This is a genomic window from Leifsonia sp. 2MCAF36, from assembly GCF_052115525.1.
Taxonomy (GTDB): domain Bacteria; phylum Actinomycetota; class Actinomycetes; order Actinomycetales; family Microbacteriaceae; genus Leifsonia.
Genome location: NZ_JBFRGV010000002.1, coordinates 137066 through 150720, shown reverse-complemented (window position 1 = coordinate 150720; position 13655 = coordinate 137066). Strand labels below are relative to the sequence as shown.

The 13655-nt window shown below is 69.3% G+C and carries 13 protein-coding genes; 2 read left to right on the top strand and 11 right to left on the bottom strand.

Features of this window, described 5'->3' with window-relative positions; all coding sequences use genetic code 11:
- The first annotated feature begins 1 nt into the window (after position 1).
- On the top strand, positions 2–958 hold the full coding sequence (locus AB4079_RS04250; protein WP_441786044.1) for an RNase H family protein: 957 nt from the start codon (positions 2–4) through the stop codon (positions 956–958).
- Here AB4079_RS04250 and AB4079_RS04245 read toward each other — a convergent pair.
- From AB4079_RS04245 to hisD, 3 genes are read right to left on the bottom strand one after another with little or no spacing between them, the layout of a single operon-like run.
- On the bottom strand, positions 926–1969 hold the full coding sequence (locus AB4079_RS04245) for a quinone-dependent dihydroorotate dehydrogenase (RefSeq protein WP_441786043.1): 1044 nt from the start codon (positions 1967–1969) through the stop codon (positions 926–928). The two genes, AB4079_RS04250 and AB4079_RS04245, sit on opposite strands and share 33 nt — an antisense overlap.
- A gap of 39 nt (positions 1970–2008) precedes the next feature.
- Entirely contained in the window at positions 2009–2479 is a 471-nt protein-coding gene (gene nrdR, locus AB4079_RS04240) for a transcriptional regulator NrdR (RefSeq protein ID WP_441786042.1), read from the bottom strand.
- Positions 2480–2495: 16 nt separating this feature from the next.
- A complete protein-coding gene (hisD, locus tag AB4079_RS04235; RefSeq protein ID WP_441786041.1) occupies positions 2496–3806 on the bottom strand; it encodes a histidinol dehydrogenase in 1311 nt (436 codons plus the stop codon).
- 88 nt (positions 3807–3894) lie between these two features.
- Between hisD and AB4079_RS04230 the strand changes: the two genes are divergently transcribed.
- Positions 3895–4425 carry a flavin reductase family protein gene (locus tag AB4079_RS04230; RefSeq protein ID WP_441786040.1) on the top strand — a complete coding sequence of 177 codons (531 nt, stop codon included), beginning with the start codon at positions 3895–3897 and terminating at the stop codon, positions 4423–4425.
- A 96-nt stretch (positions 4426–4521) separates the two neighbouring features.
- Here AB4079_RS04230 and dnaE read toward each other — a convergent pair whose 3' ends face one another.
- The 8 genes from dnaE to ftsZ all read right to left on the bottom strand — a co-directional run bounded on the left by dnaE (position 4522) and on the right by ftsZ (position 13523).
- The gene (gene dnaE / locus AB4079_RS04225; RefSeq protein ID WP_441786039.1) at positions 4522–8037 is read right to left on the bottom strand and encodes a DNA polymerase III subunit alpha; all 3516 of its coding nucleotides are present in this window, start codon (positions 8035–8037) and stop codon (positions 4522–4524) included.
- A 157-nt stretch (positions 8038–8194) separates the two neighbouring features.
- A complete protein-coding gene (locus tag AB4079_RS04220; RefSeq protein ID WP_441786038.1) occupies positions 8195–9115 on the bottom strand; it encodes an RluA family pseudouridine synthase in 921 nt (306 codons plus the stop codon).
- Positions 9116–9742 carry a signal peptidase II gene (gene lspA, locus AB4079_RS04215; RefSeq protein WP_441786037.1) on the bottom strand — a complete coding sequence of 209 codons (627 nt, stop codon included), beginning with the start codon at positions 9740–9742 and terminating at the stop codon, positions 9116–9118.
- 31 nt (positions 9743–9773) lie between these two features.
- Positions 9774–10601, bottom strand: a complete 828-nt coding sequence (locus tag AB4079_RS04210; protein WP_441786036.1) for a DivIVA domain-containing protein — start codon at positions 10599–10601, stop codon at positions 9774–9776.
- 147 nt (positions 10602–10748) lie between these two features.
- Positions 10749–11048: a YggT family protein gene (locus AB4079_RS04205; protein ID WP_441786035.1), complete on the bottom strand. Its 300-nt coding sequence runs from the start codon at positions 11046–11048 to the stop codon at positions 10749–10751.
- Between the two features lie 38 nt (positions 11049–11086).
- Positions 11087–11614, bottom strand: coding sequence for a cell division protein SepF (locus AB4079_RS04200; RefSeq protein WP_441786034.1), 528 nt, complete (start codon positions 11612–11614; stop codon positions 11087–11089).
- A gap of 63 nt (positions 11615–11677) precedes the next feature.
- On the bottom strand, positions 11678–12379 hold the full coding sequence (locus AB4079_RS04195; RefSeq protein WP_441786033.1) for a YggS family pyridoxal phosphate-dependent enzyme: 702 nt from the start codon (positions 12377–12379) through the stop codon (positions 11678–11680).
- Positions 12345–13523: a cell division protein FtsZ gene (ftsZ, locus tag AB4079_RS04190; protein WP_441786032.1), complete on the bottom strand. Its 1179-nt coding sequence runs from the start codon at positions 13521–13523 to the stop codon at positions 12345–12347. Before ftsZ ends, AB4079_RS04195 begins: the two co-directional genes overlap by 35 nt.
- Positions 13524–13655: the final 132 nt, after the last annotated feature.

Here is a 13655-nt window from a genome sequence, read left to right as displayed (position 1 = left end):
CGTGACGATCGTCGCGGCGGCGGACGGCTCCGCCCTCGGTAACCCCGGTCCGGCCGGCTGGGCCTGGTACGTGGACGATGACCACTGGTCCGCGGGTGGATGGCCGCACGGCACCAACAATCAGGGCGAGCTCATGGCCGTCATCGACCTCCTCGAGGCGACGGCGCACCTGGGCGAAGACCTGCACATCTTCTGCGACAGCCAGTACGTGATCAACGCGGTGACCAAGTGGATGCCGGGCTGGAAGCGCAAAGGCTGGCGCAAGGCCGACGGCGCGCCCGTGCTCAACCGCGAACTGCTGGAGAGGCTGGATCGTGCCCTGCAGGGGCGCAGCTACCGCTTCGAGTGGGTGAAGGGCCACGCCGGTCACGACCTGAATGAGGCCGCGGACGATCGCGCCCGCGCCGTCGCGACGGCGTACCAGAAGGGCGACGCGATCCCGATCGGTCCGGGATGGCCGGGCCGCGCGGTCGTCGAGGCGGCGCCGCCTGTTGCGCTGGCTCCCGCGCCGGCCGCTGCGGCGGCTCCGTCCGTAGCGACTGCTGCCGCTCCGGCCACCGCTGCGCCCGCCGACTCCGCACTGGAGTTCGACCTCTTCGATGCGCTCCCGCCGGAGGAGACGGACGAAGAAGCCGTCGCCCGCCTCGAGCGCGAGCTGCTTGAACCGTCCGTCCGTTCCGACGCGTCGCGCCTGGCCGAGCTGCTGCATCCCTCGTTCGAGGAGATCGGCCGATCCGGGCGCCTCTGGGGCCGCGACGCCCTGGTCTCCGAACTCGCGGTCGACGACGCTCCGGCGGCCGCCATCGAAGTGCTCGGCGTCGACCGGGTCGCCGGGGACGCGCTGCTCCTCACCGCCCGGACGACGGATGCGCGCGGCGCGACCCTGCGCAGCTCGCTGTGGGTGCGCAGCTCGGGACGCTGGCGCCTACGCTTCCACCAGGGCACGCCGGAGGCGTAGCAGCCCACGGTTGATCTGCCGCGCCCACAGCGGGCCGCGGTAGAGGAACGCGGTGTAGCCCTGCACGAGCGTGGCTCCCGCATCCAGGCGCTCCTGCACGTCCTCCGCGGTCTCGACGCCGCCCACCGAGATGACGCAGAGCTCGGGCGGTACGACGGCGCGGATGAGACGCAGCACCTCCAGCGACCGGGCCGCCAGCGGCGCTCCGCTCAGGCCACCGGCCCCGGCGGCTTCGACCACGGGGGCGTCGGTCGACAGCCCCTCACGGGAGATCGTGGTGTTGGTGGCGATGATGCCGGCCAGGCCCAGTTCCACGGCGAGTCGCGCGATGCGCTCGACCTGATCGTCCGTCAGGTCGGGGGCGATCTTCACCAGCAGCGGGGTCTCCCCCGCGACGTCCTTCACCGCAGCCAGCAGCGGGGACAGGAGCTCGAGCTCCTGCAGCCCGCGAAGACCGGGAGTGTTCGGCGAGCTGACGTTCACGACGAGGTAGTCGGCAACCGGCGCGAGCGCGCGAGCGCTGGTCAGGTAGTCGGCGGTCGCGTCCTCGACGGCGACGACACGGGACTTGCCGATGTTGACCCCGAGCACAGGACGCCGCCCGGATCGGCGCACGCGCAGCAGGCGGTCGGCTGCAGCGCCGGCTCCGTGGTTGTTGAAGCCCATCCGGTTGATCACCGCCCGGTCCGGGATGAGACGGAACAGCCGCGGCTTGTCGTTGCCCGGCTGCGGGAGTGCCGTGATCGTGCCGACTTCGACGTGGCCGAAGCCGAGGGTGCCGAGCCCGAGCACCGCCTCGCCGTCCTTGTCGAAACCGGCGGCCACGCCGAACGGCGACTCGAAACGGAGGCCGAGGGCCTCCACTGCGAGCGACGGGTCGGGCGCGGTGAACCGGCGCGCCAGCCCGCCGAGACCCACAGCCGGGAGGGCGCGGATCACCACGAAGGCGAGGTGATGGGCCCGCTCGGGGTCGAGGCGGGAGAGGACGAGGTTGAAGAGTGCGCGATACATGCCGGTTCGAGAATACCGGTAGGTGACGCGATAGAAGCGCTACTTCGCCTCGACCGGTTCCGGCTGGTGCGCCAGGCGCAGCGAGCGGATCGCCGACTCGAAGTCGTCGAGCGAGTCGAACGCCTGGTAGACGCTCGCGAAGCGCAAGTACGCGACCTCGTCGAGTTCCCGCAGCTCCGGCAGGATGGCCAGGCCGATGTCGTTGGCCTCGATCTGGGAGGCGCCCGTCGACCGGATGGTCTCCTCCACCTTCCCCGCCAGCACAGCGAGGTCGGAGTCGGTGACCGGGCGGCCCTGGCACGCCTTCCGGACGCCGAGCACGATCTTCTCGCGGCTGAACGGCTCCGCCACGCCGCTGCGCTTGATCACGCTGAGGCTCGCGGTCTCCGTGGTGGAGAAGCGGCGGCCGCACTCCGGGCACTGCCGACGGCGACGGATGGAGAGCCCGTCGTCACTCGTCCGCGAGTCGATGACACGGGAGTCCGGGTGGCGGCAGAAGGGGCAGAACATGGTTCGATTCTATCGCTCAGCTGGTGCGGAACCGCTGGGTGACGGCCTCGCCGTGGGCTGGCAGGTCCTCCGCGCTGGACAGCGCCACGATCCGGTCGGCCACCTCACTCAGCGCCTCACGGTCGTAGCGGATCACCTGCTGCGGCCGGAGGAACGAGTAGGCGCCGAGTCCGGGTGAGAAGCGGGCCTGACCCCCGGTCGGGAGCACGTGGTTGGAGCCGGCGAGGTAGTCGCCCAGGCTCACCGGCGAGTTCGGCCCGAGGAAGATCGCACCGGCGTTGTGGATGGACGCGAGCAGCGCATCCGGATCGGCCGTCTGCAGCTCGAGGTGCTCGGGGCCGTAGGCATTGCTGAACGCGGCGGCCGCAGCCAGGTCGTCGACGAGGACGACGGCGGACTGCGGACCGCCCAGCGCGGTGCGGACGCGTTCGGCGTGCTTGGTCGCGTCGACCAGCCGCCCCAACTCCGCGACGACGCGGTCGGCGAACCCGGGGCTGTCGGTGACCAGGAGGGACGCGGCCGCTTCGTCGTGCTCGGCCTGGCTGACCAGATCGGAAGCAACGTAGGCGGCGTCGGCCGTGTCGTCGGCGATGACGAGGATCTCCGTCGTCCCGGCCTCCGAGTCGATGCCCGCCTGGCCGCGGACGACGCGCTTCGCCGCGGCGACGTAGATGTTGCCCGGACCGGTGATGACCTGCACCGGCTCCAGCCCCAGCTCTTCGACGCCGTACGCGAGCGCGCCGATCGCACCGGCGCCTCCCATCGCGTACACCTCGTCGATGCCGAGCAGCCCGGCGGCGCCCAGGATGACCGGGTGGACGGCTCCCCGGAACTCTCGCTGCGGCGGGCTCACCAGGGCGACGGAGGCGACGCCCGCGACCTGCGCGGGCACCGCGTTCATGACGACGCTGGACGGGTAGGCGGCCTTGCCGCCCGGCACGTACAGTCCGGCCCGCTCGACCGGCTCCCAACGCTGCACGATACTGGCACCGGGACGGATGATGGTCTCGGCCGGAGCAGGGACCTGGGCGGCGGTCGCCTCGCGCACCCGTGCGATGGCCTCCTCGAGCGCTTCGCGCACCAGGGCGGGAAGAGCCTCCACGGCGGCATCGATCTCATCCTGCGGCACGCGAAGCGATGCTGGCGCGCCGCCGTCGAACCGCTCCGCCTGTTCCCGCAGCGCAGCGACGCCGCGCTCCCGGACGTCGGCGATGAGTTCGGAGGCCACCGTCATCGCGGCCTGCACGTCGACGACGGGACGGGGCACGAGTCGTTGGAAGGCCGCACGGGTAGGCTGGACGCCGCGGAGGTCGAGGGTCTGGATCATGGCCCGTCAAGCCTATCCGCTGGACGACCCCGCACCGGAATGGCCTCCCGCGGAATGACCGACGCAGATTCGAGCTTGTAAGCAGAGTATGAACAGCGCATCCCCCGACCCCACCGACGGCACGGTCACCGACGCCACTCCCGATCTCGCCGCTTTCCGGCAGACGTTCCGTCGCCATGCGGCCGGGGTCGCGGTTGTGACCGCACAGCGGGCGGACGGGACGCCGGTGGGTTTCACCGCCACGTCGCTCGCGTCGCTGGCGGCGGTTCCACCGTTGGCGACCTTCAACATGGCGCTGTCGGCGTCCAGCTGGTCGGCCCTCGTCGAGACGGACCGGGTCGTCATCCACACGCTCGGGGTGCGCAACCGAGGGGTCGCGCAGATCCTCTCCGGCGACAACCAGCAGCGCTTCCTCGGCGACCACTGGTACCGCGGCCCGCACGGGCTGCCCGTGATCAAGGACACCACGGCGTGGATGGTCGGCCGCATCCTGGAGCGGGTGCAGGTCCACAACAGCGCGGTCGTGATCGTGCAGATCGAACAGGGCGAGCTGGGTGAGGACGACGCTCCCCTCGTCTACCACGAGCGGACGTACTGGCGCCCCGGCACCGCCGTCTGACCGCGGGCCGCACCCTGCCGAGTCGCGACATCATGTCGCAACTCGCGTGGAATAGGCGCACCTAATCACGACTCGAGCGTCTGACCGCGGGCCGCGTCAGACCAGGCAGTTGGGGCCGAGGAGGCCTTTCAGCTCGCCGTACAGGTCGGCGGAGACCGTGACCGGCTTCGGCACCTCGAAGACCCGGGCGACCTGACCCTTCACCAGGCGCAGACGAACCTCGCTGTCGCCCGGATGGCGCGCGAGCACTTCGCTGAGCGACGTCACCGTGTCGGTCGTCGCCCGCTGGTCCGGCATGGTGATCATGAGCGGACCCGCGTCGTTCGCCTGGCCCAGATCCGGCGTCATCAGCGAGAAAGCGTGCAGGTTCATCCCGTCGTCGCGCAGGCTGACCCGCCCGCGCACCACGACGATCGCGTCGCCCTGCAGAGCCTGCGAGTACTCCTGGTACGCCTTGCCCATGAACATTACGGTGAGTTCGCCGCCGAAGTCTTCGACCTGGATCATGCCGTACTGGTTGCCGGAAGCCTTCGCCACGCGGTGCTGCACGCTGGTCACGAGTCCCGCGATGGTGACCGTCTCGCCGTCCTGGATATTCTCCGAGCCGACGAGCTCCGCGATGCCGGTGCTCGCCAGCTTCGCCAGCGGCAGCTCGAGACCGGCGAGCGGATGGTCGGAGACGTACAGGCCGAGCATCTCGCGCTCGAACGCCAGCTTGTCGCGCTTGGCCCACTCCGGCCGCGCCGGGATGTGGTGCTGAGCCTGGTTCGGCTCGTCGTCGCCCCAGAGGCTGTCGAAGTCGAACCCGACGTCGCCGTTCGCCTCGTTTCGTTTGATCTTGACTGCGGACTCCACCGCATCCTCGTGCACCTCGACGAGGGAGCGGCGGGTGTGACCGAGCGAGTCGAACGCGCCGGCCTTGATCAGCGACTCGACGGTCCGCTTGTTCGCCGCGTGAATGGGGACCTTGTTCAGGAAGTCGTGGAACGTCTCGAAGCGGCCCTTGCCCTCGCGCGCCTCCCGGATGCCCTCGACGACGTTCGCGCCGACGTTGCGCACCGCGCCCATGCCGAAGCGGATGTCCGACCCGACGGCCGCGAAGTACAGGTTCGACTCGTTGACGTCGGGGGCGAGCACCTTGATGCCCATCCGGCGGCACTCGTTCAGGTAGAGCGCCATCTTGTCTTTGGAGTCGCCGACGCTCGTCAGCAGCGCCGCCATGTACTCGGCCGGATAGTGCGCCTTGAGGTACGCGGTCCAGTACGAGATCACGCCATAGGCGGCGGAGTGCGCTTTGTTGAAGGCGTAGTCGGAGAACGGGAGCAGGATCTCCCACAGCTTGTTGACGGCCTCCATCGAGTAGCCGTTCGCCTGCATACCCTGCGAGAAGCCCGCGAACTGCTTGTCCAGCTCGGACTTCTTCTTCTTGCCCATCGCGCGCCGCAGGATGTCTGCTTGGCCGAGCGAGAAGCCGGCGACCTTCTGGGCGATCGCCATCACCTGCTCCTGGTAGATGATGAGGCCGTAGCTGGTCGAGAGGATCTCCGCGAGGGGCTCGGCGAGCTCCGGGTGGATGGGCGTGATCGCCTGCAGACCGTTCTTGCGGAGCGCGTAGTTGGTGTGCGAGTTCGCGCCCATCGGGCCCGGCCGGTACAGCGCGATGAGCGCCGAGATGTCCTCGAAGTTGTCCGGCTTCATCAGGCGCAGCAGGGAGCGCATCGGGCCGCCGTCGAGCTGGAACACACCCAGGGTGTCGCCTCGGGACAGCAGCTCGTAGGCGGGCCGATCGTCGAGCTCCAGGTCTTCGAGCACCAGGTTCTCGTCGCGGTTGTCGCGGATGTTGTCGAGTGCGTCGTTGATGATCGTGAGGTTGCGGAGCCCCAGGAAGTCCATCTTGATCAGGCCGAGCGACTCGCAGGCCGGATAGTCGAACTGGGTGACGATCTGGCCGTCCTGCTCCCGCTTCATGATCGGGATGATGTCGATCAGCGGGTCGGACGACATGATGACGCCGGCGGCGTGCACACCCCACTGCCGCTTCAGATTCTCCAGGCCCAGGGCCGTGTCGAAGACGGTCTTGGCCTCGGGGTCGGTCTCGACGACCGCACGGATGTCGACGGCCTCTTTGTAGCGCGGGTGGTCCCTGTCGAAGATCCCGGTCAGTGGGATGTCCTTGCCCATGACGGGCGGCGGCATCGCCTTCGTGAGCTTCTCGCCCATGGAGAACGGGAAACCGAGGACGCGGCCGGAGTCTTTCAGCGCCTGCTTGGCCTTGATGGTGCCGTACGTGACGATCTGAGCGACGCGCTCCGAACCGTACTTCTCCGTCACGTACTTGATGACCTCACCACGGCGGCGGTCGTCGAAGTCGACGTCGAAGTCGGGCATGGAGACGCGGTCCGGGTTCAGGAAACGCTCGAAGATGAGGCCGTGCTGGAGCGGGTCGAGGTCGGTGATCCGCATCGCGTATGCGGCCATCGAACCGGCGCCGGAACCACGGCCCGGGCCCACCCGGATGCCGTTGCGCTTGGACCAGTTGATGAAGTCGGCGACCACGAGGAAGTAGCCGGGGAAGCCCATCTGCGAGATCACGCCGATCTCGTAGTCCGCCTGCTTGCGTACTTCCGGGGTGATGCCCGCGGGGTAACGCTCCTGGAGGCCCTTCTCGACCTCCTTGACGAACCAGGTCTGCTCGGTCTCCTGTTCGGGGACCGGGAAGCGCGGCATGTAGTTGGCGGCGGTGTCGAACTGGACATCGCAGCGCTCCGCGATGGCCAGCGTGTTGTCGCAGGCCTCCGGGTAGTCGCGGAACAGCTGCCGCATCTGCTCCGGCGTCTTCAGGTAGAACTCGTCCGCGTCGAACTTGAAGCGATTGGGATCGTCGAGGGTGGAGCCCGACTGCACGCACAGCAGCGCCGCGTGGCTCTTCGCGTCCTCGGCGTGCGTGTAGTGGAGGTCGTTGGTGGCGACCAGCGGCAGTCCCAGGTCTTTCGCCAGCCGGATGAGGTCGGACATGATGCGGCGCTCGATGCCGAGTCCGTGGTCCATGATCTCGGCGAAGAAGTTCTCTTTGCCGAAGATGTCGCGGTAGTCGGCCGCGGCCGCCCGGGCGGCCTCGTACTGGCCGAGGCGGAGCCGGGTCTGCACCTCGCCGGACGGGCACCCCGTCGTCGCGATGATGCCCTGCGAGTAGCGGCTGAGCAGGTCGCGGTCCATGCGCGGCTTGAAGTAGTAGCCCTCCATGGAGGCGTACGACGACATCCGGAACAGGTTGTGCATGCCCTCGGTCGTGGCCGCGAGCATCGTCATGTGCGTGTAGGCGCCGGAGCCGGAGACGTCGTCGCCGCCCCCGTCGCCCCAGCGGATGCGGGTCTTGTCCGTCCGGTGCGTGCCGGGCGTGAGGTACGCCTCGGTGCCGATGATCGGCTTGATGCCGGCATCCGTCGCGGTGCGCCAGAAGTCGAACGCACCGAACATGTTGCCGTGGTCGGTGACCGCGACGCCGGGCATCCCCTGCGCGGCGGCGGCCTCGATCAGGGGTTTCACGCGCGCCGCCCCGTCGAGCATCGAGTACTCGCTGTGGACGTGGAGGTGGACGAAAGAGTCGCTCATGACGCCTTCAGCCTACGGACTTTTTCGCGCCCGCGGGGCGGCCGCGCGGACAACGGAGGAGGTTCCCCGCGACACGCCGACGGGTTGCGGGGAGGGGAGGAAAAGCGACGCCCGGATGGGATGAAATTCCTCCCTTTTTCGGCGGCGGGCCGGGAGGTTACGACTCTCGGAGGACGTCGAGGGCGTGCTGCAGGTCGGCCGGGTAGGTCGTCGTGAAGGTGACCCACTCCCCTGTGGCCGGGTGGTCGAAGGAGAGTTGGACGGCGTGCAGCCACTGCCGGGTGAGGCCCAGTCTCGCACTCAGCACGGGGTCGGCGCCGTACATCGCGTCGCCGACGCAGGGGTGCCGCTGCGCCGCCATGTGCACCCGGATCTGGTGGGTTCGCCCGGTCTCGAGGTGGACCTCCAGAAGGCTGGCCGAGGGGAACGCCTCGATCGTCTCGTAGTGCGTGACCGACGGCTTGCCCCCCGCGACCACCGCGAACTTCCAGTCGGAGCGCGGATGGCGCCCGATCGGGGCATCGATGGTGCCGGTGAGCGGGTCCGGGTGTCCCTGCACGACCGCGTGGTAGATCTTCTCGACCGTCCGGTCGTGGAAGGCGCGCTTCAGCGCGGTGTACGCGCGCTCTGACTTCGCGACCACCATGAGACCGCTCGTGCCCGCGTCGAGGCGGTGCACGATCCCGGCACGCTCGGCGGCACCGGAGGTGGCGATGGTGAATCCGGCGGCGGCCAGCGCGCCGAGCACCGTCGGGCCTTCCCAGCCGACCGAGGGATGCGCGGCCACGCCGACGGGTTTGTCGATCACGACGATGTCGTCGTCGTCGTGCACGACCGTCAACTCGGGCACCGCGATCGGCACGATTTCGACGTCCGACTTCGGCTGCCAGGAGACCTCGAGCCAGGAGCCCGCCGTCAGGCGGTCGGACTTGCCCGCCTCGCGCCCATCCACTGTCACACCGCCCGACTCGGCGATCTCAGCGGCGAAGCTGCGCGAGAAGCCGAGGAGCTTGGCGAGCCCGGCGTCGACGCGCGAGCCGTCGAGCCCGTCCGGGATCGGGAAGCTGCGCGACTCCATCTAGCTCTGCGGCTTGTCGTGCGTGTCTGGTGCGGGCGCGTCGGACGTGTGCGCGTCAGGAGTCGGCGCGTCAGGAGTCGGCGCGTCAGGCGCAGGTGACTCGACCGCGGGAGTGCCCTCCGCATCCCCGAGCTCTGCATCCTCGAGCTCCTCGTCCTGCCCGCGCCGGCCGTCGAGGCCGATGCCGCGCAGGGTGAGGATCAGGAACAGCGCCATGCTGGACACGATCGCCACGTCGGCCAGGTTGAAGATGGCGGGGAGCAGCGGGATCTGCAGGAAGTCGACCACATGGCCGACCCCGAACCCTGGAGCCCGGAACAGGCGGTCGGTCAGGTTGCCGAGCAAGCCGCCGAGGAGCAGACCGAAGAGCACGGCCCAGGCGACGGAGCGGATGCGCGGGGCGTACCAGATGACGAAGCCGAGGACGCCGACCCCGACGATGGAGAAGATCCACGTCGAGCCGCTCCCGATGGAGAATGCGGCGCCGGCGTTCTTGACGAAATGGAACTGAAGCAGCTGGCCCAGGACCTCGAGCTGCTGGCCCTCGTACAGGTTCGAGACGACCAGGACCTTGGCGATCTGGTCGATGAGGTACACGCACAGCGCGACCACCGCCAGGACCGCCAAGGCCCTGATGCTGACCTTGGGCCGGGAGGGACTAGCCTCCAAAACCGGGGAAGACCGGGGGCTGGCCCTGGTTGCTCGACTCGTCGGAACCACCGGCCGAGACCGGTGCGGGGACTGAGTTGCCGGCGCTCACCGGCGCGGCGGAGCGGCCGCCGGCGTTCTGGCCGCCGCCCTGGACCGGGGCGTCGAGGTCGCGCAGTTGGCTTTCGATGTACGTCTTGAGGCCCTTGCGGTAGTCGCGCTCGAACGTGCGGAGCTCGTCGATGCGGCGCTCCAGTCCGGTGCGCTCCTGGTCGAGCGCGCTGATCTGCGCGCGCTGCTTCGACTCGGCCTCTGCGACGATGCGAGCGGCGGTGGCGTGCCCCTCGGCGATGAGCTGGTCGCGCTTCTCCACACCCTCGCGCACGTGCTCCTCGTGGAGGCGGCGGGCGAGCTGGAGCAGGTTGTTGGTGGCGTTCGGGTCGTTCGCGTCGTCAGCCGGCGCCTGGTAGGCGGCGGGGGCGGCCTGAACCTGCTGCTCGGCCTGCTGCTTGGCCTGCGCGGCTTCCTGCTGGGCCTGGGCGAGGCGCTGCTTGAGCTCCTCGTTCTCGCGCTGCAGGCGCTCGGCGTCGCCGTTCCCGCCCTGCGCGGGGGCGGCAGCGACGGGGGCGCCGCCCTGGCCGGCGCTGCGCTGCAGCTCGGCGATCCGCGAGTCGGCGGCCACGAGGCGCTGCTTGAGCTCCTCGTTCTCCTGGTTCAGGCGACGCAGCTCGACGACGACCTCATCGAGGAAGTCATCGACCTCGTCCTGGTCGTAGCCCTCGCGGAACTTCGTCGGCTGGAACCGCTTGTTGACTACATCTTCCGGAGTCAGCGCCATGGCAAGCCACCTTAATCGGGATATCGGAACTCGAACGCGTGCAGCCCAACGCTAGCAAAGCGGGCGTCGGTCGCGCACGCCGACGCACGTCGGCGCGTCGGCTCGTCAACGATACAACGAGGCTGAGCGCGGGACCGGGAGCGACGCTCAGCGGAATCCCAGGGTCACGTACAAGCCGATGATGACGACGAGCATGGTGAGACTCCAGCCGAAGTCGATCGCCACCCGCCCCATCGACACCTGCGGGATGACCCGGCGGAAGAAGCGGATGGGCGGGTCGGTGACCGCATAGGTCGACTCGGCCAGCACGAGGCCGAAGCCGCGCGGACGCCACTGTCGGGCGAACACGCGCACCAGGTCCAGGACGAACCGCGCCCACAGCACGAAGAAGTAGATCAGCAGCGCGTAATAGAGGACGGTCGCGATGATCGAGACGACGAGGAACACTCTCCCAGTATGGACGACAGCGCGTCGCGTACCGGACGTCAGGCCTGGGCGAAGAAGGAGGCGTCGACCTCCGCGTCCTGCCCGCCGTGCTCGCCGGAGACGACGACGTGGCTGGGCGAGAGCAGGAACACCTTCGGGGTGACCCGCTCGATCTTGCCGTAGAGGCCCTGCGAGAGGCCGCTCGCGAAGTCGATGAGGCGGCGGGCGTCGCCCTCGCTCATCTGCGAGAGGTTGATGATGACCGGGATGCCCTCGCGGAACGACTCGGCGATCGCCTGGGCGTCGCGGTACTGGCGGGGGTGGACCGTGAGGATCTCGTTCATTTCCTGTACCGATGCATTCCGTGCGGTTGTTGAGGTCTTGCGCAGCGGCGTGACCGGAGCGCGGCCGGCCGTGGGGGCGACCGGTGCGGGGTGGGGGACGGCCTGGACCGGCGATGCGGCAGGCGTGTGGACGGGAGCCTCGCGGCGGGGCTGGTGCTGGACCTGCTCCTGCTGCTCCTCGTACTCCAGTTCCTCGTCGGCGAGGCCCAGGTAGACCATCGTCTTCTTCAGCGGGTTGGCCATCGCTTCCTCCGTACAGACCTGCGCGTCGACGCCTCGCCACGCGTGTGAACTCTTGTTTCGAGATTAACGAAGCTCTGGCCGATTCCCGGTAATGGCCGTCCCGATGCGAAGGTGTGTCGCGCCTGCCGCGATCGCCTCGCGGTAGTCCTGCGACATTCCGGCCGAGATTGCGGACGCCTCGGGAGCGAGCGAGCGCACGCGCTCGGAGGCGGCCCGTACGCGCTCGAAAGCGCGCGCCGGCTCCTCCCCGAGCGGGGCGACGGCCATGACGCCGAGGAGGCGCAGCCCGGACGTGGCGAGGACGTGCTCGACGAGGGGCTCGAGGTCGCCGTCGGCGACGCCGCCGCGGGCGGGGTCGTCGGTCAGGTTGAGCTGGACGAACGCGTCTACAACCGCCTCGTCGGAGGCCAGCGCATCCACCAGCGACAGGCGGTCGACCGAGTGGATGACGGAGGCGTACCGCCGCGCCTGGCGCGCCTTCTTGCTCTGCAGCTGACCGACGAAGTGCCAGCGGAGGTCCAGGTCGGCCAGCTCGGCCGCCTTCTCCTGCGCCTCCTGGTGGCGGTTCTCCCCCACGTCGCGCACGCCGAGCGCCGCGAGCTCGCGCACCAGCGACGCCGGGTGGAACTTGGTCACGACGATGGTCGTGATCTCCTCCGGGGACCGGCCGGCGGCCCGGGCGGCGTCGGTGACACCCTCCCGGACCGCGGCGAGCCGTTCGGCCAGCCCGTTACTTGAGGAAGTCGGGGATGTCGAGGTCGTCATTCTCGTCGTCGAACGCCGGGTCCTTCTGTGGGGCTGCCTCGGTGACCGGGTTCTCGCCGGTCTGCCAGGGAGAGGTGTCCGGGGCCGGGATCTCGCCGGCCTCGACCTCGGCCGAGGAGGCCACCTGGTCGTGCTCGGAGCCGGCCTCGACGAAGCTCGCGCGGCGCGAGTCCGCTGTCACCGGGCGGGAGTTCGGCTCGCCGCCGTCGAAGCCCGCGGCGATGACGGTCACGCGGACCTCGTCGCCGAGGGTGTCGTCGATGACCGCACCGAAGATGATGTTCGCCTCGGGGTGCACCGCCTCCTGGACCAACCGGGCGGCGTCGTTGATCTCGAAGATGCCGAGGTTCGATCCGCCCTGGATGGAGAGCAGCACGCCGTGCGCGCCGTCGATGGACGCCTCGAGCAGGGGGGATGCGACGGCCAGCTCCGCGGCCTTGATGGCACGGTCGGCGCCGCGGGAGGAGCCGATGCCCATCAGCGCGGACCCGGCGCCCTGCATGACCGACTTGACGTCGGCGAAGTCGAGGTTGATGAGGCCGGGCGTGGTGATCAGGTCGGTGATGCCCTGGACACCGGCGAGGAGCACCTGGTCGGCGGTGGAGAACGCCTCCAGCATGCTGATGCCGCGGTCGCTGATCTCCAGCAGCCGGTCGTTCGGCACGACGATGAGGGTGTCGACCTCTTCCTTCAGGCGCTGGACGCCGGCCTCGGCCTGCTGCTGGCGGCGCTTGCCCTCGAAGGAGAACGGCTTGGTGACGACACCGATGGTGAGGGCGCCGATCGACTTCGCGATACGGGCGACGACGGGCGCGCCACCGGTGCCGGTGCCGCCGCCTTCCCCCGCCGTGACGAAGACCATGTCGGCGCCCGCGAGCGCCTCCTCGATCTCTTCCGCGTGGTCTTCGGAGGCGCGGCGGCCGACCTCGGGGTCTGCACCCGCACCCAGGCCGCGGGTGATCTCGCGGCCGACGTCGAGCTTGACGTCGGCGTCGCTCATCAGCAGCGCCTGCGCGTCCGTGTTGATGGCGATGAACTCGACGCCGCGGAGGCCGAGCTCGATCATGCGGTTGACGGCGTTGACACCGCCTCCGCCGATACCGACGACCTTGATCACGGCGAGGTAGTTCTGTTGTGCTGTCACGTCCGGCCTCCACGGGAACCTTCAACCTCAAGTTGAGGCTTAAAGTCTTGCTGAGTATACAATTCTCGATTTCGACGTTAGGTCCGCGCGGGCTGTGCCCAGGGAACCCGACAGGCGTGTCGGAAAAGTCCC

Excerpts from the sequence above, each read along its gene's own strand:
- AB4079_RS04245 (WP_441786043.1), bottom strand. The coding sequence starts at position 1,969 with ATGTATCGCGCACTCTTCAACCTCGTCCTCTCCCGCCTCGACCCCGAG.
- nrdR (WP_441786042.1), bottom strand. The coding sequence starts at position 2,479 with ATGTTCTGCCCCTTCTGCCGCCACCCGGACTCCCGTGTCATCGACTCG.
- hisD (WP_441786041.1), bottom strand. The coding sequence starts at position 3,806 with ATGATCCAGACCCTCGACCTCCGCGGCGTCCAGCCTACCCGTGCGGCC.
- AB4079_RS04230 (WP_441786040.1), top strand. The coding sequence starts at position 3,895 with ATGAACAGCGCATCCCCCGACCCCACCGACGGCACGGTCACCGACGCC.
- dnaE (WP_441786039.1), bottom strand. The coding sequence starts at position 8,037 with ATGAGCGACTCTTTCGTCCACCTCCACGTCCACAGCGAGTACTCGATG.
- AB4079_RS04220 (WP_441786038.1), bottom strand. The coding sequence starts at position 9,115 with ATGGAGTCGCGCAGCTTCCCGATCCCGGACGGGCTCGACGGCTCGCGC.
- AB4079_RS04210 (WP_441786036.1), bottom strand. The coding sequence starts at position 10,601 with ATGGCGCTGACTCCGGAAGATGTAGTCAACAAGCGGTTCCAGCCGACG.
- AB4079_RS04200 (WP_441786034.1), bottom strand. The coding sequence starts at position 11,614 with ATGGCCAACCCGCTGAAGAAGACGATGGTCTACCTGGGCCTCGCCGAC.
- AB4079_RS04195 (WP_441786033.1), bottom strand. The coding sequence starts at position 12,379 with ATGACGACCTCGACATCCCCGACTTCCTCAAGTAACGGGCTGGCCGAA.